The sequence below is a fragment of the Ideonella sp. FW305-24 genome, from assembly GCF_058788035.1.
The window spans coordinates 288,302-310,375 of record NZ_JBYTAI010000004.1; the positions used below are offsets into that span (position 1 = coordinate 288,302).

At 67.6% G+C, this 22,074-nt stretch carries 20 protein-coding genes; 15 read left to right on the forward strand and 5 right to left on the reverse strand.

From position 1 onward, the window contains the following. Nucleotides 1-26: 26 nt before the first annotated feature. Nucleotides 27-314 carry a DUF3297 family protein gene (locus AC3WR5_RS13265; RefSeq protein ID WP_492485049.1) on the forward strand — a complete coding sequence of 96 codons (288 nt, stop codon included), beginning with the start codon at nucleotides 27-29 and terminating at the stop codon, nucleotides 312-314. A gap of 24 nt (nucleotides 315-338) precedes the next feature. On the opposite strand, the gene AC3WR5_RS13270 is transcribed toward AC3WR5_RS13265, so the two are convergent. Both AC3WR5_RS13270 and AC3WR5_RS13275 read right to left on the reverse strand, forming a co-directional pair. After that, a complete protein-coding gene (locus AC3WR5_RS13270) occupies nucleotides 339-1,451 on the reverse strand; it encodes a lactonase family protein (protein WP_492485051.1) in 1,113 nt (370 codons plus the stop codon). Nucleotides 1,452-1,549: 98 nt separating this feature from the next. Then, nucleotides 1,550-2,512 carry a LysR family transcriptional regulator gene (locus tag AC3WR5_RS13275; protein ID WP_492485053.1) on the reverse strand — a complete coding sequence of 321 codons (963 nt, stop codon included), beginning with the start codon at nucleotides 2,510-2,512 and terminating at the stop codon, nucleotides 1,550-1,552. A gap of 160 nt (nucleotides 2,513-2,672) precedes the next feature. Here AC3WR5_RS13275 and AC3WR5_RS13280 point away from each other — a divergent pair, with 160 nt between their 5' ends. The 7 genes from AC3WR5_RS13280 (at nucleotide 2,673) to add (ending at nucleotide 9,804) form a co-directional block, all read left to right on the forward strand. Continuing rightward, a complete protein-coding gene (locus tag AC3WR5_RS13280; RefSeq protein WP_492485055.1) occupies nucleotides 2,673-3,782 on the forward strand; it encodes a porin in 1,110 nt (369 codons plus the stop codon). A 64-nt stretch (nucleotides 3,783-3,846) separates the two neighbouring features. Then, nucleotides 3,847-4,881, forward strand: a complete 1,035-nt coding sequence (locus AC3WR5_RS13285) for an ABC transporter substrate-binding protein (protein ID WP_492485057.1) — start codon at nucleotides 3,847-3,849, stop codon at nucleotides 4,879-4,881. Between the two features lie 14 nt (nucleotides 4,882-4,895). Continuing rightward, nucleotides 4,896-5,804, forward strand: coding sequence for an ABC transporter permease (locus tag AC3WR5_RS13290; protein WP_492485059.1), 909 nt, complete (start codon nucleotides 4,896-4,898; stop codon nucleotides 5,802-5,804). Continuing rightward, entirely contained in the window at nucleotides 5,801-6,583 is a 783-nt protein-coding gene (locus tag AC3WR5_RS13295; protein ID WP_492485061.1) for an ABC transporter permease, read from the forward strand. Before AC3WR5_RS13290 ends, AC3WR5_RS13295 begins: the two co-directional genes overlap by 4 nt. A gap of 16 nt (nucleotides 6,584-6,599) precedes the next feature. After that, nucleotides 6,600-7,619, forward strand: coding sequence for an ABC transporter ATP-binding protein (locus AC3WR5_RS13300; protein WP_492485063.1), 1,020 nt, complete (start codon nucleotides 6,600-6,602; stop codon nucleotides 7,617-7,619). A 6-nt stretch (nucleotides 7,620-7,625) separates the two neighbouring features. Further along, nucleotides 7,626-8,570, forward strand: coding sequence for a nucleoside hydrolase (locus AC3WR5_RS13305; RefSeq protein ID WP_492485064.1), 945 nt, complete (start codon nucleotides 7,626-7,628; stop codon nucleotides 8,568-8,570). A gap of 106 nt (nucleotides 8,571-8,676) precedes the next feature. After that, nucleotides 8,677-9,804 (forward strand): adenosine deaminase, encoded by a 1,128-nt coding sequence (gene add / locus AC3WR5_RS13310; protein ID WP_492485066.1) that lies wholly within the window; start codon nucleotides 8,677-8,679, stop codon nucleotides 9,802-9,804. Here add and rtcR read toward each other — a convergent pair. Then, on the reverse strand, nucleotides 9,791-11,407 hold the full coding sequence (gene rtcR, locus AC3WR5_RS13315) for an RNA repair transcriptional activator RtcR (protein WP_492485068.1): 1,617 nt from the start codon (nucleotides 11,405-11,407) through the stop codon (nucleotides 9,791-9,793). The two genes, add and rtcR, sit on opposite strands and share 14 nt — an antisense overlap. Nucleotides 11,408-11,626: 219 nt before the next feature. Here rtcR and AC3WR5_RS13320 point away from each other — a divergent pair, with 219 nt between their 5' ends. The 7 genes from AC3WR5_RS13320 to AC3WR5_RS13350 all read left to right on the forward strand — a co-directional run bounded on the left by AC3WR5_RS13320 (nucleotide 11,627) and on the right by AC3WR5_RS13350 (nucleotide 20,048). Beyond that, nucleotides 11,627-13,207 (forward strand): vWA domain-containing protein, encoded by a 1,581-nt coding sequence (locus AC3WR5_RS13320; protein WP_492485070.1) that lies wholly within the window; start codon nucleotides 11,627-11,629, stop codon nucleotides 13,205-13,207. Nucleotides 13,208-13,654: 447 nt separating this feature from the next. Further along, complete coding sequence (locus AC3WR5_RS13325) at nucleotides 13,655-14,887, forward strand: RtcB family protein (protein ID WP_492485071.1); 1,233 nt, start codon at nucleotides 13,655-13,657, stop codon at nucleotides 14,885-14,887. Nucleotides 14,888-14,938: 51 nt separating this feature from the next. Then, a complete protein-coding gene (locus AC3WR5_RS13330; RefSeq protein ID WP_492485073.1) occupies nucleotides 14,939-16,306 on the forward strand; it encodes a hypothetical protein in 1,368 nt (455 codons plus the stop codon). 9 nt (nucleotides 16,307-16,315) lie between these two features. After that, nucleotides 16,316-16,792: a DUF4275 family protein gene (locus AC3WR5_RS13335; protein ID WP_492485075.1), complete on the forward strand. Its 477-nt coding sequence runs from the start codon at nucleotides 16,316-16,318 to the stop codon at nucleotides 16,790-16,792. 50 nt (nucleotides 16,793-16,842) lie between these two features. Beyond that, nucleotides 16,843-17,919 carry an RNA 3'-terminal phosphate cyclase gene (rtcA, locus tag AC3WR5_RS13340; protein WP_492485484.1) on the forward strand — a complete coding sequence of 359 codons (1,077 nt, stop codon included), beginning with the start codon at nucleotides 16,843-16,845 and terminating at the stop codon, nucleotides 17,917-17,919. A 48-nt stretch (nucleotides 17,920-17,967) separates the two neighbouring features. Then, a complete protein-coding gene (locus tag AC3WR5_RS13345) occupies nucleotides 17,968-18,642 on the forward strand; it encodes a response regulator (RefSeq protein WP_231011036.1) in 675 nt (224 codons plus the stop codon). Further along, nucleotides 18,639-20,048 (forward strand): sensor histidine kinase, encoded by a 1,410-nt coding sequence (locus tag AC3WR5_RS13350; protein ID WP_492485077.1) that lies wholly within the window; start codon nucleotides 18,639-18,641, stop codon nucleotides 20,046-20,048. Before AC3WR5_RS13345 ends, AC3WR5_RS13350 begins: the two co-directional genes overlap by 4 nt. 51 nt (nucleotides 20,049-20,099) lie before the next feature. On the opposite strand, the gene AC3WR5_RS13355 is transcribed toward AC3WR5_RS13350, so the two are convergent. Beyond that, on the reverse strand, nucleotides 20,100-21,638 hold the full coding sequence (locus AC3WR5_RS13355) for a tripartite tricarboxylate transporter permease (RefSeq protein WP_141290104.1): 1,539 nt from the start codon (nucleotides 21,636-21,638) through the stop codon (nucleotides 20,100-20,102). After that, entirely contained in the window at nucleotides 21,638-22,063 is a 426-nt protein-coding gene (locus tag AC3WR5_RS13360) for a tripartite tricarboxylate transporter TctB family protein (RefSeq protein WP_141290105.1), read from the reverse strand. The genes AC3WR5_RS13355 and AC3WR5_RS13360 overlap by 1 nt, the downstream gene beginning before the upstream one ends. Nucleotides 22,064-22,074 lie beyond the last annotated feature (11 nt).

The window sequence follows — 22,074 nt, forward strand, 5'->3', positions numbered from 1 at the left end:
CCTCACCCCCGAATCATCCAGCTCCCATGACCGACACCACCGACACGACCGGCACGACCGCTTCCGCCCCGACGCCTGCCGAGCGCCCCGCGCTGCCCGACCACCTCTCGACGGACGCGCGCAGCCCGCACTACAACGCCAAGGTCTTCGAGCACGACATCGGCATCCGCTTCAATGACAAGGAGCGTTTCGACGTCGAGGAATACTGCATCAGCGAAGGCTGGATCGCGGTGGCCGCCGGCAAGGCCAAGGACCGCAGGGGCCAGCCGCTGAAGATCAAGCTGAAGGGCAGGGTCGAAGCGTTCTACCGCTGAGGCCCTGCGTTGCCCTGAGTTGGGTCAGGGCAGTTCGACAATCTCCACCCAGTTCGGGTTCTTGCCCAGCGGGTAGCGCTGGACCTGGCTCAGCGTGCCGTTGGCCGGGTCGATGGCGTGCACCGCCACGCCGTGCGAGTCCTGGCCGGTGGCGAGCAGCCAGCGGCCAGAAGGATCGATCGCGAAACCGCGCGGGGTCTTTTCGGTCGGCACGTGGTTGACCAGTTGCACCAGGCCGGTCGCAGGGTTGACCTGGAAGGTGGCCAGCGTGCTGGTGGTGCGCTCCGAGGCATAGAGGAAGCGCCCGTCGTTGCCCAGGTGCAGGTCCGCCGCCCAGGGCTTGCCGGTGAAGCCGGGCGGCAGCACGCTGGTGCGCTGCAGCTGGCGCAGCGTGCCGGCCGCGGCGTCGTAGGCATAGGTGTAGAGCGAAGCGTCCACCTCGCAGAGCACGTACATGAACTTCTGCGCCTTGTCCCACACGAAATGGCGCGGGCCGGTCTTGGCGTCGGTCGCGGTCAGCGCGGGGCTGTTGGCACTGAGCTGGCCGGTGGCTTCGTCGAAGCGCCAGGCCGAGAGCTGGTCGCCACCCAGGCTGGTGGCGAACACGGTGCGGTTCGTCGCATCCGCGTGGATCGCGTGCGCGTTCGGCGCGGTCGGGATCAGCTGCTGGATCGCGCCCACGGCGCCGTCCTTGCCAATGCTGTTGACGGTGATCTTGTGGCCCGGGTACGAGGCGGCGAACAGCCACTTGCCGCTGCGGTCGGTGTCGATGTTGGCCATGCTGTCGGCCAGCGGCGCTTCGCCGAGCTTGCGCAGCTTGCCGCTGGCGGGGTCGATGGCAAAGCTCAGCACGCGAAACGGCTGCGAGCGCAGCGCGGCGTAGAGCACCTTCTTGTCCGGGCTGACGGCCAGCGGCATCACCGTGCCGCCCACCGGCACGGTCTCGATGGTGCTCAGCGTGCCCTTGGCCGAGTCCAGCGCCAGCACCGAGATTTCCTGGCTGTCGGCATTGGCGATGTAGGCGTATTCGGCGCTGTGCGCGGCGCTGGCGCACAGCGCTGCGAGGCTGGCACTGGTGGCCAGCAGCCCGCGGCGCATCAGGCTGTGGCGAGCGAGGGTATGTGAGTTGGTGTTCATGGTTGGTGTCATGTCATCAGTCGTCGTACAACTGGCGGACTATCGACGAGCCGGCCCGGCCGCATCAGGGGGCTTTCCCTGAGCGGTGCGGCCGCGGATCAGGTTTCGCCGGGCACCTCGCCCGCCGACGGGGCCACCCGCAGCGCGTTGACGATCCACGAACGGCACAGCATCACCTGCGGGCTGCGCGCGTCGTCGGCGGTGGCCAGCAGTGCAATGCCGCGTTTGACATGCGGCGCCCGCAGGGCCCGCACCACCAGCCCGGGGTCGTGCAGCTGCTCGGTGTAGAGCCGCGGCATGATGGCCATGGCCAGCCGGTTGCGCACCAGCGCGTAGATCGGCTCGGTGTATTCCATGCGGAAGGCCACGTTCAGCTCCAGGCCCATTTCCTCGGCCGTTCGCAGCAGGCTGTCGGCCACATTGCCGCGCACGAAGACGGCCAGCGGCCGGTCGACCAGGTCTGCCCAGGCCAGCTGCGCGTGCGAGGCCAGGGAATCGTCGGCCCGCATCACGATGACGATGTCGTCGCGGAACAGGTCCTCGCAGACCAGGCCGGCATCGGCCGCCCGGCGTTCGCGCGCGCCAATGCCGAAGTCCACCCTGCGGGCCTGAACGGCTTCGATCAGGTCTGAATTGGCCATGTCCTGCAGCGTGAAGCGCACGCTGGGCTCCTGCGCCTGCAGCGCGATCAGGTGGGCCGTGACCTTCTCGGCCACCGAGGGGATCAGGCCGATGCGCACCGTCTGCACGCCCTGCGTCACGGCCAGGCTCATGTCGTTGAAGCTGAGCCTGGCGACATTCAGCAGGCGCTCGGCCAGCGGCAGCACCAGGGTGCCCGCGCCGGTGAGGGTGAGCCGATGGGAGGAGCGGTCGAACAACTGCCCGCCCAGCAGGAACTCGGCCTGCCGGATGGAGGCCGTGAGCGCAGGCTGGCTGATGGACAGGGCCTGCGCCGCGCGCGTGAAGCTGCGCAGTTCGGCCAGCGTGACGAGGTGGCGCAACTGTCGCAGCGTGAGGCCGGGCAGGCGGTCGGCAGAAGGGTTGTCAGCGTCGTTGTCCACGCCAAAATATAACTTGAGACTATGGAACCATACAGATAATCATCTGCACTTATTGTTACCTCGTCCTACATTGCAGCCTTCCTTCCATGCACCGGCCGGCCCCACCACGAAGTGCCTGGTCGCCGCCGCGGTGCCACAACAACGCCTGGATGAGGTTGCGATGAGAAAAGTGCTGACGCTGTGCTTCGGTTGCGCGGTGATGTCGACCGGAACGGCCCATGCCGAGTCCACGGTCTCGATCTACGGCCTGATTTCGGCCGGCCTGGGCTACGTCTCGGACGAAGGCGGCAAAAGCAACCGCCATGCGGTGAGCGGCACCAACCAGAACCCGCGCTGGGGCCTGAAGGGCAAGGAAGACCTGGGCGGCGGCACCAGCGCGGTGTTCACGCTGGAGCAGGGCTTCAACGTGATGACGGGCACGCTGTCCCAGAACGGCCGCGCCTTTGGCCGGCAGGCCTATGTGGGCCTGAGCGACAACCGGCTGGGCACGCTCACGCTGGGCCGCCAGTACGACACGGTGCACGACTACCTGGGCCCGGTGCTGATCGCCAGCAATGGCGTGGCGATTGGCGACAACGACAACGCCTACAACGACATCCGCATCCAGAATTCGGTCAAGTACATCAGCCCGCGCTGGAACGGCCTGAACCTGACGGCCGTCTACGGCCTGAGCGAGAGCACCACCCGCTCGAACAACGAGGCCTACAGCGTGGGCGTTGGCTACAAGCAGGGGCCCTGGGACCTGGGCGCCGTGTTTGCGCGCATGAACAACCCCAACAGCGCCAGCAACACGGCCGGTGCCGTGGGCAACGACTACGCCAGCAGCCTGCTGCTGTTCACCAAGAGCGCCGTGAACAACAGCTATGGCACCGCTCGGCAGTCCATTGCCGGTGCGGGCGGGCTGTACACCCTGGGCCCTGCCTTGATCGGCGCCTACTTCAGCGATGTGAAGTACGAGTACCTGGATGGCAGCGACCTGCACATGCAGAACTACGATGTGAACATCAACTACACCGTGCTGCCCAAGGTCATCCTCGGCCTGGCCTACACGCGCACCAACGGCAAGTACAACGTGATCGACACCGCGCCGCACTGGGACCAGGTGAACCTGCAGGCCAACTATGTGCTGTCCAAGCGCAGCGACCTGTTCGTGAACCTGATCGAGCAGCGCGCCGGCGGCGACGCCACCCAGGCGCACATCTTCGGCTATGGTGCCTCGAGCGACAGCCGGCAGACCATGCTGACCGTGGGCATGCGCCACCGGTTCTGATGGCATTGGCCCCTGGGGCTTTTACCGCTCTTGCGGCCTCACCGAACTCTCCTACAGCAGCATCATGAAGAAGACCTCACGCCTGGGCCTGCTGGCGCTGGCCTTGTCCGGCCTGGTGGCCACTGTCCACGCCGAAGACAGGCGCACGCTGACGCTTTCGACCTACGCCGTCTCGCAGCCCGGCTTCGAGAAGTACGTCTACGCCCCGTTCCGTGCCAAGTGCGGCTGCAACCTGGTGGTGGAAACCGGCAACAACGCCGACCGCATCGCCAAGCTGGAAGCGCGCCGCCAGAACCAGGTCGTGGACATGGTGCTGTTCTCCGACTTCGGCATGCTGGAGGCCGCACGCAAGGGCCTGGTCCAGCCGCTGGACTACGGCCGCCTGAAGAACTACGACGACCTGGAATCTTTTGCCAGGGACCCTGTGGGCGGCAAGTTCGCCGTTGGCTACACCGCCTACTCCGTCGGGCTGGTGTACCGCAGCGACAAGCTGCCCGCGGTGACCTCCTGGAAGGACTTGTGGAGCCCGGCGCTGAAGGGCCGCGTGGCGATGCCCGACGTCACCACCACCCAGGGGCCGCTGACGCTGCACATGGCCGAGCTCTCGTGGGGCGGCACCAGCCCGAGCTATGCGACCGGCATGGACAAGGTGCTGGCCAATCGCGGCAACGTGGTCACCTTCGTCAAGAACAGCGCGCAGCTGGCGGCGCTGTTTGCCCAGGACGAGATCTGGCTGGCGCCGGTGCCGCGTTTTGTGTGGGCCCAGATGTCCAGGTCCGGAATGCCGCTGAAGTGGGCTTCGCCCAAGGAAGGACAGGCCGCGGGGCTGAATGTGATGGGCATCGTGGCCGGCTCGAAGAACGCCGACCTGGCCTACCAGCTGATGGACTTCTGGCTGTCAAAGGAAGTGCAGACGGCGCTGGCGCTCAACATGATCGACTCGCCTGTCAACAAGTCCGTGACGCTGCCCAAGGAGATTGCCGAGGTCAGCACCTATGGCGAGGAGCAGATGGCGTCCTTGAAGTTCGTCAAGCCCGACACCATCCTGGCCAACCGCGCCGGCTGGGTGGACGCCTGGAACAAGGGCATGGCGCGCTGAGCCGCTGAGCCGCCGTGCCTGCCCTCGCCGTGACGCCGCCCTCGCCGATGCCCGCGCCTGCTTCCGCCGCCAAGCCTGCGCAAGCGCCATGGCGCTGGCTGCTCATTGCGCCGGCGCTGGCCTTCGTCGTGCTGGCCTTCCTGCTGCCGGTGCTGCTGTTGCTGCTGGCGTCTTTCCGCAATGAGAGCGCGGGCAGTGGTGCCGGCGCCTGGGGACTGGCCCACTTCACCGAGTTCTTCGCCTCCGCGCTGAACTGGCAGATCCTCTGGCGCACGCTGCGCATTGCGGGGCTGGTGACGCTGCTGTCTGCGCTGATCTGCTACCCGCCGGCTCAGGCCATCGTGCGGGTGTCCGGCCGCTACCGCAGCCTGTTGATGGCGCTGACCATCCTGCCGCTGATGATCGCGCCGGTGCCCCGCACCTATGCCTGGATCGTGCTGCTGGGCCGCAACGGCTTTGTCAATGACGTGATCGGGTGGCTGGGGCTTTCCGCCGAGCCGCTGCGCCTGCTCTTCACGGAAGGCGCGGTGTTCATCGGCCTGCTGCAGTTGTTCGCGCCGCTGATGCTGATCTCGCTGGTCAGTGCGATGGAAAACATGCCGCGGGACGTGGAGGCCGCCGCGCGCAGCCTGGGCGCCACGCCTTTGCAGGCCTTCTGGCGGGTCACCCTGCCGCTGACGCAGGAGGGCCTGGTGGTGGGCGGCACGCTTGTGTTCACAGGCTGCGTCACCGCCTATGTCACGCCGGCGCTGCTGGGTGGCCCGCAGGTGCTGATGCTCGAAACCCTGCTCTACCAGAAGGTCAATGTGGAGAGCGACCTGGGCGCGGCGAATGTGATTGCCGTGATCCTGATCGTGCTGACGCTGGCCATGAGCGTGCTGCTCAAGCGCCTGGCCCACCGAAGGAGCCCCCGCAGACCATGACACGCGACTCGCTCTTCTCTCGCGCAGCCCTGTTGCTGCTGCTGCTGTTCCTGCTGGGGCCTTTTGTCATCACCTGCATGGCCGGCTTCAGCGACGCCGAAACCCTGGCCTTTCCGCCCAGGAGCTATTCGTGGCGCTGGACGCTGGCGGTGCTCCAGGACGGCGAGTTCCTGCGCGCCTTCCTCACCAGCCTGGAGATCGCCTTGCTGGCCACCGTGGCGGCGCTGCTGCTGGGCGTGCCGGTGGCCTATGTCTTCTCGCGCATGCCACCGCCGGGCATGGGGGTGATCCGGCTGGTCATCACCTCGCCGCTCATCGTGCCCGGCATGGTGGCGGGCCTGGCGCTGCTGCGCCACCTGGTGCTGCGCATCGACGCGCCGGTCTTCCTGGGCCTGTTCATCGGCCACCTGGCGCTGTCCATCCCGTATGCCATCCGGGTGTCCTACGCCAGCTTGTCCAACCTGCGGGTGGACATCGAGGACGCTGCCGTCACGCTGGGGGCCACGCGGCTGCGGGCCTTCTTCATGATCGTGCTGCCCAACATCCGGGGTGCGCTGATCGCCGCCTTCTTCCTGGCCTTCATCACCTCGTTCAACCAGGTGCCGGTCTCGCTGTTCCTGACAGGGCCGGGCATCAGCACGCTGCCCATCGAAATGCTGGGGCGCGTGGAGAGCACCTTCGACCCGTCCATCGCCGCCCTGTCCACCGTGCTGGTGGTGTTCTCGATGCTGCTGGTGTTCGCGGCCGAGCGGGTGCTGGGCTTTTCCAAGTACATGTAGTGCCAAGGGTCAGGTCATGAGTTTTCTGGAGCTTCACGGTCTGGCGACCGGCTATGTGCGCGGCGCAGCGGCGGTGAAGGATCTGCACCTTGCAGTCGAGAAGGGCGAGCTGGTCTCGCTGCTGGGCCCCAGCGGCTGCGGCAAGACCACCACCATGCGCACTGTGGCCGGCCTGCAGCCGCTGCACGCCGGGCGCATCGTGCTCGACGGCGAGGACATCAGCCGCAGGCCTGCGCACCAGCGCAACATGGGGCTGGTGTTCCAGTCCTATGCACTGTTCCCGCACCTGAACGTGTTCGACAACATTGCCTTCGGCCTGCGCTTGCGCAAGGTGCCTGAAGCGGCGCTGCGCCAGCGGGTGGAGAAGGTGATGGCGGCCACCGGTCTCTCCGGCTTCGAGCAGCGGCTGCCGGCGCAGATGTCTGGCGGGCAGCAGCAGCGCGTGGCGCTGGCGCGCGCCATCGTCATCGAGCCCAAGCTGCTGCTGCTGGACGAGCCGCTGTCCAACCTGGACGCCAAGCTGCGGGTGCAGATGCGCGCCGAGTTGCGCCGCATCCAGCGCGAGCTGGGCGTCACCTTGCTGTATGTGACCCACGACCAGGAAGAGGCGCTGGCGCTGTCGGACCGCATCGTCATCATGAACGCCGGCAAGATCGAGCAGTTCGACCGGCCCGAGCTGCTGTTCAACCAGCCTGCCAATCGCTTCGTGGCCGACTTCATGGGCTTCGAGAATCTCTTCTCCTACCGCGATGGTTGCCTCTGCGGCGAGGCCGGCCAGCGGGTGGCACTGGCCGGCGCGTTGCCGCCCGGCACCGCCAGCGTGGGCTGGCGCGTGGGCCAGGTGCGCGTGGGGCAGGGCGAGCTCGCCGGCACGGTGCGGGCGCGCGGCTACCTGGGTGACCAGGTCGAATACCTGCTGGACTCGCCGCTGGGGCCGGTCAAGGGCTTGTGCGATGCCGCCGAGGCTCGCTGGCGCGAAGGCGAGACCGTGCACTTCGCGCTGCCGCTCGCAGCGGCCGTGTGCCTGCGCGACTGACGCACCATGAGCACCCGCAAGATCTGGCTGGACACCGACCCCGGCTTCGACGACTGGTTCACCATGCTGCTGCTGGCCGCCAACCCGGCGCTGGACTGGGTGGGCACCAGCGTGGTGGCGGGCAACGCGCCCCTGGCCGCTACCTTCGATAATGCGCAGCGCATCCAGTCCCACTACGGCCTGAACGCGCCGCTCTACAGCGGCTGCGACCAGGCCCTAGCGGGTGGCAACGAGACCGCACAGCATGTGCTGGGCGCCAGTGGCATGAAGACCACCGGCGAGCCGCTGCCACCGGTGGCTGCAACGGCCGCTGGCAGCGGCCCGCATGCCGTGCAAGCCTTGATCGACGCGGTGCGCCGCCACCCGGGCGAGCTCAGCATCGTGGCCATCGCGCCGCTGACCAACCTGGCCACTGCGCTGCGCCAGGCGCCGGACATCGCCGCGTCCATCCCAGAAATTTTGCTGATGGGCGGCTCCACCGACGGCGGCAACCAGACCGCCGCCGCCGAGTTCAACATCCATGCCGACCCCGAGGCGGCCAGCGAGGTGTTCAACGCGGGCATTCCACTGCGCATGTTCGGCCTCAACCTGTGCCGCCAGCTCACGCTCACCCAGGCCGAGGTTCGCCAGGTGCAGGCGCTGGCCAGCCCAAGGGCGCAATGGTTCGCGGGCTACCTGGACGCCTACCAGCGCATTCGCAGTGCCGACGGCGCGGTCCCCATGCCGCTGTACGACCCGGTCGTGGCCGCCTACCTCAGCAACCCCGAGCACTTCGAGTTCCGGCCGGCGCAGGTGGACATCGAACTGCAAGGCCGCTTCACCCGTGGCATGACGGTGTGCGAATTCCGGCCGGCCCACCAGCGCAAGCCACCGGTGCAGGTGGCCATGCGCATTGACGCTGGCCAGGCCCTGCCGGCCCTCATGGCGCGCTTGATCCATTGCCTGGGCTGAGCGCCCTAGGGCCTGCTAACGCTACGGCAAGGGAGCGCGTTGCCGTAGCGTTAGCAGGCCCTAGGGGGCGTCACTCCGCCATTTCCTCACGAACAAGAAGACAGACATGTTCCAGAGCCCCTCGCGCGAGGCGGCTGACCCCCGGTCGCCACTCGAAAGATTCCTGCACGCCATGCCCAAGGTGGAGCTGCATTGCCACCTGTTCGGCACCGTGCGACAGCAGACCTTCCAGGCCCTGGCCAGGAAGGCCCAGGCACCCATCAGCGAGGACACCATCGAGGCCTTCTACACTCGCGGCGAGAAGCCCGTGGGCGTGTTGCGCGTGCTGCGTGCGCTGGACCGTGAGCTCATCGTCGCCGCGGACGACCTGTACCGCCTCACCCGCGAGTACCTCGAAGACGCGCGCCAGCATGGCGTGTTGTATGCCGAGTTCTTCTGGAACCCCACCGGCACGATGCAGGTCTCCCGCATTCCCTATGTGGCGGCGCAGAGTGCCATCGTGCAGGCCATTCGCGATGCCGAGCGCGACCTGGGCATCATCGGCCGCCTGGTGCCCAGCATCGACCGCGAAGCCACCACGGACGACGCCGTGGAGATGGTGCGCCTGGTTGCGGCCCATCGGGCGCCCGAGGTCCTCGGCATTGGCATCGACTACAACGAAGTCGGCCACCCACCGGAGCTGTTCTGGGAGGCTTATCGGGACGCGCGCCGCGCCGGCCTCAAGACCACCGCGCATGCCGGTGAATTCGGCACGCCCTGGACCCATGTCGAGACCGCCATCGACCAGTTGCAGGTCGACCGCGTGGACCATGGCTACACCGTGATCGACAACCCGGCGCTGGTGCGCCGCTGCATCGAGCGCAACCTCGTCTTCACCGTCGTGCCCACCAACTCCTATTACCTGCGCACCCTGGCGCCGGAGCGCTGGGCGCTGGACCACCCGATCCGCGAGATGGTGCGCCTGGGCCTGCGCGTGCACCCCAACACCGACGACCCGACGCTGCACCACGTCACGCCCACCCGCGCCTGGCTGATGATGGCCCGGGACTTCGGCTTCGACCTGCCGGCCTTGAAGGGCTTCATGCTCAATGGCCTGGACGCCGCCTGGATGGACGACGACCTGCGGCAGGCCTGGCGCCAGGCCTGGAGTCTGCAGTTCGACAGCCTGAGTGCTCAGCTGCTGCCCCCCGCCGCAGCTCAGGGCCCGGGCGGCTGGCCCCTCAGGCCTCGCTGATCCGTTCCCAGCCCAGGCCGAACTTCTGCAGGTACTTGCGCAGCCGGTCGGCATCGTTGACCACGCTGCGCTGCTTGCGGCTGACGTGGAACAGCTGCCGGCCGGCGTCCGACAGGCTCTTGGCGCTGCGGCACACGCGCAGCACCGATTGCAGTTGCAGGCGGTCGAACAAGTCCAGCGCGTCCGCCGTTTCGTCGCCCAGCAGGGCGTGCAGGTCGACCTCGGTTTCGGCGCCGCTGCTCGGCTCGTCCTGCCGCTTCCACAGCCAGCGCAACCGAGCGATCTCTGCGTCCACCAGGTCCACGCCGATGCGCCCGCCCTCGGCCAGCGTGGCCAGCCGCGTGACGGACGCGCTGAGGTCGCGGAAGTTGCCGTTCCAGGTGGCTTCCGGCGACTGGGCGAAGCGCAGGTAGCGGGCCTTGGCTTCGGCGTTGAAGCGCACGGCGCGGCCGGTGTCCTGTGCGCTCAAGGCCAGCAGGTGCTCGGTGTTGGGCTCGATGTCTTCGGTGCGCTGCGCGAGGCCCGGCAGGTCGTAGGTCCAGAGGTTGATGCGGGCGAACAGGTCGTCGCGGAAGCGGCCGGCGGCCACCTCGGCGCGCAGGTCGCGGTTGGTGCCGGCCAGCAGCTGGAAGTCGCTCGCCACCTCGCGGTCGCTGCCCATCGGGAAGAAGCGTTTTTCCTCGATGGCCTTCAGCAGCATGGCCTGCTCGTCCAGCCCCAGCTCGCCAATCTCGTCGAGGAACAGCAGCCCGCCGTCCGCCGTGCGCAGCAGGCCTGCGCGCTCGGCAGCAGCGCCGGTGAACGCGCCTTTCTTGTGGCCGAACAGCGCGGAAGCCGCACCGTCGCCACGCAGCGTGGCGCAATTCACCTCGACGAAGCTGCCTTCGAGCTGGTGCCGCGCCTTCTTCAGCTCGTACATGCGCCGTGCCAGGAAGGACTTGCCGGCGCCCGTGGGGCCCACCAGCAGGATGGGTGCCTTCGAGCGCACCGCCACGCGCTCGATCTCGGCAATCAGCGCATTGAAGCGCGGGTTGCGCGTGGCAATGCCGCTCTTCAGGAAAGCCACCGCGTCGCTCTGCTCCTGGTGGAAGCGCTTGGCAATGCCGTCGTAGCGAGACAGGTCCAGGTCGATCAGCGCGATGTTGCCCGGCTCGCCCGCGCGCTGCCGCCGCGGCGGCGAGCTTTGCAGCAATACGCCCGGTAGCTGCCGCGACTCGACCAGCAGGAACATGCAGATCTGCGCCACATGCGTGCCGGTGGTGATGTGGGCCCAGTAGCGCTCGCGCTCGGCATCGAAGCGGTAGCCCTTGGCCCAGTCGTACAGCGCGGTGTAGACCTCGCCGAAGTCCCACGGGTCGGCCAGCTCGATGGGCACCAGGTTCACCGTGGTCTCGGGCGAGACATTGGCAATGTCCGCCTTCATCAGTTGCGCCAGCGCCAGGTGCGGCTTGGTGTACAGCAACTCCAGCCGGTGGATCACCGTGTCCTCGTGCTGGACCAGCGAAATCGTCGGCCGCCACTTCTCCCAGCGGCCTGCGCCCTGGCCCGAGTCCAGCTGCGTGCCGAGGAATCCGATGACAACGGTCTTCTGGGAGGTTTTCATTTCTGGCTAATTGGCTAGCTGAAATTCTAGCAATCCGGAAATTTGAGATCGGCTCGGATTGTCGGTCGGTAGACCGGTTCGGGAATTTTTTCTGTCATATCAAGCACTTAATGAATGATTGAAGCTATTCAGAAAGGCTTGGCACACCCGTTGCAATAAGAGAGACCAAGCAAGACGAACTGACGGAACAAGACACAAGAAAGCCCGAGGAGAGAAGCCATGTTGAAGACGCTCTTCACCACCGCCCGCGGCCCGCAGCTGCCGGCCGCTACCGCGCTGAACCAGGCTCAGGCCCCGGCCTATGCCTACAGCACCAAGCACCGTCTGGCGCAACTGGCGGCCACCGGCTCCCTGGGCCAGACCTTCTACGCCTCTGCCGATGCGCAACTGGACGCCGTGCAGCAACTGGCTGTCGAACTGCCGTCGCTGTTCGTGGCCAAGGCGGCGATCTACGCCCGACAGGCCGGTTACATGAAGGACATGCCGGCGTTGCTGGCGGCGGTGCTGGCGCAGCGTGACGTGGCCCTGCTGCAGGCGGTGTTCCCACGTGTGATCGACAACGGCAAGATGCTGCGCAACTTCGTGCAGATCGTGCGCAGTGGCGCGGTGGGCCGGAAGTCGCTGGGTTCGCGTCCGAAGAAGCTGGTGCAGCAATGGCTGCTGGCGGCTTCCGAAGCGCAGTTGCTGCATGCTGCGGTGGGCACCACGCCTTCGCTGGCGGACGTGGTGAAGATGGTTCACCCGAAGCCGGCGGAGGCTTGGCGCGGCGCCTGGTTCGCGTGGTTGATCGGCCGTGCGTTCGACGAAGCGGTGCTGCCTCCTGCCACGCAAGCCTTCGAACGCTTCAAGCGTGCGTTGGCTGCGGGTGAAGCGGCCAGCGAGTTGCCGGACGTGCCGTTCCAGATGCTGACGGCCTTGCCGCTGGCGACCGCTCACTGGTGCGCGATCGCCCGCCAGGGTTCGTGGCAGATGGTGCGGCAGAACCTGGCCACGTTTGCCCGGCACGGTGTCTTCGAGGAACCCGGCATGGTCGAAGTTGTGGCTGCGAAGCTGCGCGACGTGCGGGCCATCGCCAAGGCGCGGGTGCTGCCGTACCAGCTGCTGTCGGCTTACAAGGCGGCGGCCGGTTTGCCGGGTGAGCTGGGCGAGGCGCTGCAGGACGCGATGGAAGCAGCGCTGGCCAATGTGCCGGCGCTGCCAGGCCGTGTCGTCATCTGCCCGGACGTGTCCGGCTCGATGGCCTCGCCGGTGACTGGTCATCGCGGCTCGGCAACCACCACGGTGCGCTGCATCGACGTGGCTGCCCTGGTGGCGGCAGCACTGGTGCGCAAGAACAGCGGTGCCGTGGTGCTGCCGTTCGAGCAGAAGGTCGTGTCGCTGTCGCTGAACCCTCGGGATTCGGTGATGACGAACGCGGCCAGGCTGGCAGCCGTAGGTGGCGGCGGGACCAACGTGAGCGCACCGCTGGCGCTGTTGAACCAGCAGCGCGCCGAGGTGGACCTGGTGGTGATAGTGTCGGACAACGAGTCGTGGATCGATGCGCGGCGGCACGGCGCCACCGAGACCATGCGCCAGTGGGCCGCGCTGAAGCAGCGTCGCCCGCAGGCGCGGCTGGTCTGCGTGGACCTGCAGCCGGGCGCGACCACCCAGGCCGCGGAACAGGCCGACGTGATGAACGTCGGCGGTTTCTCGGACGCGGTGTTCGGCCTGATCGCGGCCTTCGCGCACGGCGCCACCGGTGCCGAGCACTGGGTGCGCGTGATCGAGGATGTGGCGCTGGACGTGGCGCAGAAGGATTGAAGGAATCAACCCGAGGGAGGGTGTCGTCGCGTGGCGAATGCAGGAAGGACTACATCCCATCAGTCTTTCCGACTGTTGGTCGCCACGCGGGGAGGCCCGACCTCACCCTGAACTGAACATGAAGTTTTTGGCGAATGCCGGTGGAACTACAGACTCTTAATCTCGTGGTCGCGGGTTCGAGTCCCGCCGGTCGGCTCCCGAGCTGACCGTAGCTCAGTTGGATAGAGCACGACGTTTCACCAACCCTTGTCGCCAATTTTTTCGCGGTGAATGCAGATGGAATTACAGGTAGACGCACGTGGCGAAAGCTGCGTGTCTCAAGCGTGATCTTGAGACGCCCGGGTTCAACTCCCGGTCCAGAAATGGATGGCGGAGTGAAGATTTCATTGACTCTTGTCACCGCACCCCTTGCTAGCGTCTGGCATCGCGCCGGGCCCAGATGAACGAATGAACGAGAACACCATGAACTACAACGAAGAACAAGTCGAAGGCGGCGTGCCCATCAAGATGTGGACCCGCGGCGTGCCGGTCGAGCCCGAGGCGCATGCGCAGTTGAGCAATGCAGCGCGCCTGCCCATCGTCTTCAAGCACGTGGCTGCCATGCCGGACGTGCACCTGGGGATCGGCGCCACCGTGGGTTCGGTGATCCCGACGCTGAAGGCCATCATTCCCGCTGCGGTGGGGGTGGACATCGGCTGCGGGATGATGGCCTGCAAGACCACGCTGCGCGCCGAAGACCTGCCGGACAACCTGGGCCCGCTGCGCTCGGCCATTGAGAAGGCTGTGCCGCATGGTCGTTCGCCCAAGGGCTGGCGCCGTGACGAAGGCGCTTGGGAGAACCCGCCCAACCTGGTGGACCAGGCCTGGGCGGGGCTGGTGGACGAGTTCGAAGCGCTGTGTGAAGACCACCCGCGCCTGAAGAACACCAACAACCGCAAGCACCTGGGAACGCTGGGCACCGGGAACCACTTCATCGAGGTCTGCCTGGACGAAGCCGGCGCTGTCTGGTTCATGCTGCACTCCGGCTCGCGTGGGGTGGGGAACGCCATCGGCACCCACTTCATCGAGCTGGCCAAGAAGGACGCGGAGCAGCATCAGCGCAACCTGCCGGACCAGGACCTGGCGTACTTCGAGGAAGGCGCGCAGTACTTTGGCGACTACGTGCGTGCGGTCGGCTGGGCGCAGAAGTTCGCGGCGAAGAACCGCGAAGTGATGATGGCCAACCTGATCGCCACTGTGCGCTACGTCATCACCAAGCCGTTCGAGGCTCACGTGGAAGCGGTGAACTGCCACCACAACTACGTGCAGCAGGAACGCCACTTCGGGGAAGACGTGTTCGTGACCCGCAAGGGCGCGGTGAGTGCGAAGAAGGGCCAGCTGGGGATCATTCCCGGTTCGATGGGTGCGCGCAGCTACATCGTGCGCGGCCTGGGGAACCCGGAAAGCTTCGAGAGCTGCAGCCATGGGGCAGGCCGCGTGATGAGCCGCACCAAGGCCAAGAAACTGTTCACCGTGGCCGACCAGATCAAGGCCACCGAAGGCGTGGAATGCCGCAAGGACGAAGCCGTCATCGACGAGATCCCGATGGCCTACAAGGACATCGACGCGGTGATGGCCGCACAGGCGGACCTGGTGGAAGTGGTCTACACGTTGAAGCAGGTGGTGTGCGTGAAGGGGTAGACAGGGCCGGCATGCCCGGCCGGGTCAACAAAGACAAGAAAGGAGGGCGACATGTCGTTCGCCGAGTTCATGAACAAGGTGCTGGGGCATCAGCCCGAAGATCCGCAGGCCAGCCAGACGCTGGCCTTGCTCGATCGGCTGACCTCTTACAGCGGCTGGGAGCGGGAGGCCGCGCTCAAGACGCTGACGCGGCAGCCGCAGGCAGCGGCCTTGCCGCTCCTGCTGGTGCGGGTCAACGACTGGGTGCCGCAGGTTCGCGCTGCGGCGCGCGAGGCTGTGCGTGCGCTGCTGCGGCCTGCTGACGCGGCCGCCTGGGCACAGGCGCTGCCGGAGGTTGTGGCGCTCACGCGCGCCGGTCGAGCAGACCACGCCGAGCTGTTGAACGAGATCGACAGCTTTCTCTCGTCGCCCGCCGTGCTGCCAGCCCTGCAGGCCGCGGTGTTGCCGGACACGCCGCTGACGGTGCGGCGCCATGTGCGCCGCCTTGAGTGGCAGGCGGCGAGCAATGCTGCCGACCGCATGGCATGGCTGCACGCCGCGCTGGTCGGGCGCGACATCCCGTTGGCGCACTGGGCCTTGTCGAGTGTTTCGTCGCTGGCGGAGGCGGCCGACCGCGCTCGCCTGTGGGCGGCGGCGATGACGTCCCCGTTTTCGCGCATTCGGCTCTCGGCATTGGCCTGCTTGCGCAAGGACGCGCCAGAAGGCCTGCCGAGCGAGCTGCTGCAGGATCTGGCGCTGAGCGCTCATGCGGCGCTGCGCCGCTCAGCGTGGGCCATGCTGCCTGCGGCGCAGCAGGCCCAGGTGAAGGCCCGAGCCATGGCGCGCGTGGTGGACGCAAGCGTGTCTGCGCGCCACCGTGTGGCTGCGCTGGGCCTGTTGGCGGAGACGGACTTCGAGTGCGTGCGCCCGCTGTGCCAGGCCTGGGGTGCCGAGCCCTTGCCTTCGGTGCGCGTGGCTTTGCTGGCCGCGCTGCGTGCGCACGCCGACGATGCACAAGTCGAGGCCTTGGTATGGGCAGCCTGGGCCGACAGTGCGCCGCGGCTGCAGCAGTACGCGGCGCGGCAGGTCCAGCAAGGCGTGTATCTCGCCGATTCGGTACGGGTGCTGGAACAGGCCTTTCAGCATCAGACTGCCCTGGCACTGCGCCGCGCGCGCGAGATTCTCCGGCACGGTGAGCCGTGGGCGGTGCTGCTGCTCTGGCTGCAGGCGATGGGCCTGTCATTGGAGGCTGACCGTGAGGCAGAGGTCGCTGATGCAGTGGCTTGCTGGCAGCGGGACATGCAGCACATCTGCATGCCGCCGAAGCCTGTACAGGCGCAAGCCATCAAGGCGGCCTGGCTGCAGGTGGTTGCGCGCCTGCCGCGTTCGCTGCAGTCGTCTCTGGGCTTTGTCCTGGCGACGGCCGGCGTGTTGGACTGAGGAATGGTCATGGCGAAGAGAGACGTTCCGAAGGGGAAAAAAGTGCCTGGGGTCGTGCACGTTTGTCCACCTGCGGTGGCGGCTGGCTGGTGCCAGCGCTGGTTGGCGGTCTTTGGGCGGGACCGGCACGGCGTCAACGCCAAGGCATTTCTTTGGCACATCTTCAGCGGCGCCAGGTATCCAAGCGTGGCGGGCGAGGAGGCGAGGGCGGAATACGAGCGGCATGCCGCTGCGCGCTACGTCCTGCTGTCGAATGACCGGCAATCCGTCTTTCTGCTCGATCGAAAGCCTGTGAATTGGCCCGAGCGCGACTACAACGTATTTCCGGAGAACCTGGCCTGGAACATGGCCTTCACCCACGAAGAAGGGTGGCTGGGGCCGTACTTTGCAAAGCATGCCGACTACGCGCAGTTGGAGGCCGCAAACCAACAAGGGCTGGAGAAGCGCCGGCAGGCCGAGGTGGCTCGCGCCAGAGGATGGTGTTGAGCGGCGCGGCAGTGGAAGAGAGAACAACAATGCAAGACGTGATGAACAAGATGATCGAACTCGATGGCGCCGCGGGTGAGGGCGGCGGCCAGATCCTGCGCAGTGCGTTGGCGCTGGCCATGTGCACCGGGCAGGCGTTTGCGCTGCACGACATTCGCGGACGCCGGCCCAAGCCGGGCTTGATGCGGCAGCACCTGGCTTGCGTGAATGCGGCGCAGGCGGTGAGTGGGGCAACCGTGCAGGGTGCGGAGCTGGGTTCGCGGGAGCTGGTGTTCGAGCCGGGTGCGGTGAAGGCGGGCGAGTACCGCTTTGCGGTCGGCTCGGCGGGCAGCTGCATGCTGGTGCTGCAGACGGTGCTGCCGGCATTGATGCTGGCGGACGGGCCCAGCCGCCTGACGCTGCAAGGTGGCACGCACAACCCGATGGCGCCGAACTTCCATTTCATCGAGCGCTCGTTTGCACCGATGCTGCGCCGCATGGGCGTGGGGCTGGACGTGACACTGCGCCGCCATGGCTTCTACCCGGCCGGTGGCGGGGAGCTGACGGCCGAGGTGACGCCAGCGGCGGCGGGTGCGCTGCAGCCGTTCGAGCTGCTGCAGCGCGGGCCCTTGCAGGAGGCCTATGCCGAATGCCTGGCGCCTGGCCTGGCGCGCAGCGTGGCCACGCGCGAGCTGGAGCTGCTGGGCGCCGCGTTGGGCTGGGAAGGCGAACAGTTGCGCACGCCGACTGCGCGGCAGAACGAGGGCCCGGGCAATGCGCTGATGGCGACGCTGGTGCACGCGCATGTCACCGAGGTCTTCACCAGCTTTGGCGAGCGCAGCCTGGCGGCCGAGCAGGTCGTGAAGAAGCTGGTGCAGCAGGTGCGCAGCTACCAGGCCAGCCGGCAGGGCGACGACGCGGCCGCTGCCGGCCCGTACCTGGCCGACCAGCTGACCTTGCCGCTGGCGCTGGCGGTGCGGGCCAGTGGCCGTGCGGGTCGCTACACGGCCACCGAGCTGACGCTGCATGCGCAGACCAACTTCGAGGTGATCCAGCGGTTCCTGCCGGTGCGCTGCAGCAGCGAACGCGCGGGCCTTGGCTGGCGCGTGACTGTCGAGTCGGCCCCGGAAACCGAGCCGATCGTTTGACCCGGCCAGGATGTGGCATCGTGTCGGCCTGTTCTCCGGGTTACACGCATGCACATCCTTCTGGTCGAAGACGACAGCCCCCTCGCCGCATCCATCGCGGCGGCCATGCGCGCGCAAGGCTGGCGCGCCGACGTGAGCGACCGCGGCGAGCCGGTGCCGGCCTCGCTGCTGCAGGACGCCTACGACGTGCTGGTGCTGGACATCGAGCTGCCCGGCATCGACGGGCTGGAAACGCTGCGCCGCGTGCGCGAGCAGGGCTCCAGCCTGCCGGTGCTGATGCTCACCGCGCGGGACGGCGTGGACGACCGCGTGCGCGGGCTGGAAGGCGGCGCGGACGATTACCTCGTCAAGCCCTTTGCGCTGAGCGAGCTGCTGGCCCGGCTGCGCGCGCTGGTGCGCCGCCACGAGCTGCGCCGCAGCGAGATGCTGGTGCTGTCCATGCTGAGCTTCGACGCTGCCGCCCGGCGCGCCCATGTGGACGGGCAGCCGGTGCACCTGTCGGCGCGCGAATGCATCGTGCTGCAGTACCTGATGCTCAAGACCGGCCAGATCGTGCCGCGCGACCAGCTGGCCGCGCTGGTGCCCGGCTGGGACGCCGCCACCTCGGCCAACGCGCTGGAGCTGCTGATCTCTCGGCTGCGGACCAAGATTGAGCCCGGCGGCGTGCGGCTGCGCACGGTGCGCGGCCTGGGCTACCTGCTGGACGCTGCGCCGTCGCCATGACCCAGGGCAACGGCACGGCGCCGCCCAGCCTGCGCCGCACCCTGTTGATCTGGTTGCTGGCGCCGCTGGTGGGGCTGGTGCCGCTGACGGCGGCGCTGATCTACCTGCTGGCCCGCAGCCCGGCGCTGGACGCGCTGGACCGTGCGCTGACCGGCACCACCGTGGCGCTGGCCGAGATCATCGAGTTCAAGGACGGGCAGGTGACGCTGCCGCTGAGCCCGCAGACGGCGCGCGCACTGTCGGCCGACGTGGTCGACGAAACCGTTTTCGCGGTGAAGTCGCCGGAAGGCCGCCTGCTGGGCGGCAGCTTCGACCTGGCCGCCCTGGCACCGCCCGTGCGGGTCGACGAGTGGCACTTCCAGCAGGCCTGGCTGACCGGCAAGCCGGTGCGCCTGGCGGTGCATGGTGCGGCCTGCGGCGCGCAGAAGGCCCAGGTCTGCATCATCGTGGTGGCCGAGACGCTGGGCAAGCGCAACGCCGCGCAGCGTGCCGCCTTGCTCGCCGCTGGCGTGGGGGCCGCCGTTCTGGCGCTGCCGCTGGTGCTGTTCTCGATGCTGGCGATCCGCCGCACGCTGCGGCCGCTGCGCCGCGCGGTGGCCGACGTGGAGTCGCTGATGCCGCACCGGCTGGCGCCCATCGACGCGCAAGGCATGCCGCAGGAGGTGCTGGGCTTTGTCCATGCGCTGAACCGGCTGCTGGCCCGCCTGCACGAGGCCGCCGCGGCCCAGCGGGCCTTCGTGGCCGACGCGGCGCACCAGCTGCGCACCCCTTTGAGCGTGATGCGCGTGGAGACCGCGCAGGCGCTGGCCACGCCGCATTCGCCGGACCTGCACCCGGTGCTGGAGCGCCTGCATGCCGGTGCCGAGCGCGGCTCGCGGCTGGCGCAGCAACTGCTGGCGCTGGCGCGTGCCGAGGGTGCCGCGCTGGACCCGGGGCTGAAGGCGCAACGCCTGGACCTGGCGGCCCTGGTGGCCGGCATGGCCGAGCGCTGGTTGCGGCCGGCACTGGAAGCCGGGCAGGACCTGGGCTTCGAGCTGCAGCCGGCCTGGGTCGAAGGGCACGCCATGCTGCTCGAAGAAGCCATTGGCAACCTGATCGACAACGCCATCAGCCACGCCGGCGCAGGCACCAGCATCACCGTGCGCACTGAAACCCGCGAAGGCCGCAGCTGGCTCAGTGTGGAGGACGACGGCCGCGGCGTGCCGCAGGACAACCTGGACGCGCTGTGGCAGCGCTTCCGGCGCGGGCGGGACGCCAGCAGCCCTGGCAGCGGCCTGGGCCTGGCCATCGTGGCCGACATTGCCCGCCTGCATGGCGCGGAGGCCAAGATCGAACCCGCGGCGCAAGGGCAGCGCGGCATGCGCGTGCTGTTGATGTTCCCGTTCGCAGCCGCCGTGCCGTCCTGAAAAAGGAACTGCCCGCAGGCGCGGGCAGTTTCGGGGGCGCTGGGACCTGGCTCAGGCCGTCTTGATCTCTTCGGCCGGGCCGTGTCCACCGGCTTCCGCCGCGGCCTGCTTGCCGCCTCCTGAGCTGCGGAAGAACACCACCAGCTGCCAGACGATGAAGGCTGCGATCAGCCCGATCAGCGTGCCGCTGATGGGCCGCTCGACGAACACCCCGAAGTGCCCGCGGCTGATCAGCATCGCGCGGCGGAAGTTCTCTTCCAGCATCGGGCCGAGGATGAAGCCCAGCATCAGCGGCGCAGCGTCCATGCCAAGGCGCATGAAGACATAGCCGCCCAGGCCGAAGGCCGAGGTGATGAAGATGTCGTCCAGGTTGTTGTTGACGCTGTAGGTGCCGATGCAGCAGAAGAACAGGATGGCCGGGAACAGCGCGTAGTACGGGATCTTGAACACCGACAGCCAGTAGCGCACCAGCGGCACGTTCAGCACCAGCAGGAAGCAGTTGCCGATCCACATGCTGGCCACCAGGCCCCAGAACAGGTCGGCGTGCTCGGTGATCATGTTCGGGCCCGGCTGGATGCCCTTGATGATGAACGCGGCCATCATCAGCGCCATCACCGGGTTCTCCGGGATGCCGATGCTCATCAGCGGGATGAAGCTGGTGCGGGCTGCCGCTTCGTCTGCCGCGGCCTGGCCGGCCACGCCTTCGATCGCGCCGTCGCCAATCTCGTGGCGGTACTTGCTGACCTTCTTGTCCAGCGCGTAGGCCGCGAACTGGGCGATCACCGGGCCGCCGCCGGGCAGGATGCCCAGCGCCGAGCCCACGATGCTGCCGCGCAGCGCGCTGGGGATGATGCGCTTGAACTCCGGCCAGGTCGGCATCAGCTTGATCGCGCCGTTGAACGGCGTGCGTTGCTGCTTCTCGTCGAGGTTCTTGGTGATCTCGGCAATGCCGAAGCAGCCCAGCGCCACGCTGACCAGGCCCACGCCGTCTGCCAGCGAAGGCAGGTCGAAGGTGTAGCGCGGCATGCCGCTGGTCACGTCGGTGCCCACCTGGCCGAGCAGCACGCCGATCAGGCACATGGCCAGGCCGTTGAGCAGGCTGCCAGTGGTCACGAAGCTCACGCAGACAAAGCCCACCAGCATCAGCGCGCAGTAGTCGGCCGGGCCGAACAGCAGCGCCACTTCACCCAGCGCCGGCGCCAGGCAGGAGATGACGATGATGGACACGGTGCCGCCGATGAAGCTCGACACGCCGGCCGTGAACAGCGCCAGGCCGGTCTTGCCCTTGAGCGTCATCGCGTAGCCGTCGATGCAGGCCACGATGCTGCTGGCGTGCGGGATCTTCATCGTGATCGCGCTCACGCTGTCCCCGTACTGGGCCCCGTAGTAGATGCCGGCCAGCATGATCAGCGCGCCGCCGGTGGGGATGGAATAGGTCAGCGGCAGCAGCAGGCTGATGGTGGCCAGCGGGCCGAGGCCGGGCAGCAGGCCGACCAGCGTGCCGACCGTGCACCCGATGGCGCAATACATCAGGTTCTGGAAGGTCAGCGCCTGGCCGAAGCCGAAAGCGAGGTTGTGCAGGATGTCCATCAGAACAGCGGAAGGTTGAGGCCGAGCAGGTGCTGGAAGCCGAACGCAACGGCGATCAGGCTGGCGGAAATGATGCAGTTGCGCTTGAAGGAATACGAGGTGGCCGCGAAGCCCGCCACGAAGACCATGAAGGTGATGCCCACCGCCATGTCCAGCAGCTTGGAGAGGGTGGCAAAGCCGCACAGCGCTACCATCAGCAGGCCGATGTTCTTCACGCTGAAGTGCATGGCGATCGGTGCGACGAAACGCGAGCGCACGATCATCGCCAGCGCGATGACCAGCAGCAGGCTGCTGACCATCAGCGGGAACAAACCGGGGCCTGCGCGGTTGAAGGTTCCCAGGGGGTAATGCATGTACGCGCCCAGCCCGAAGGCGAGCGAAACGGCGGCCAGGAACACGCCGCGGGCTAGGTTTTGGTCTGTCATGGGTTGGGTCC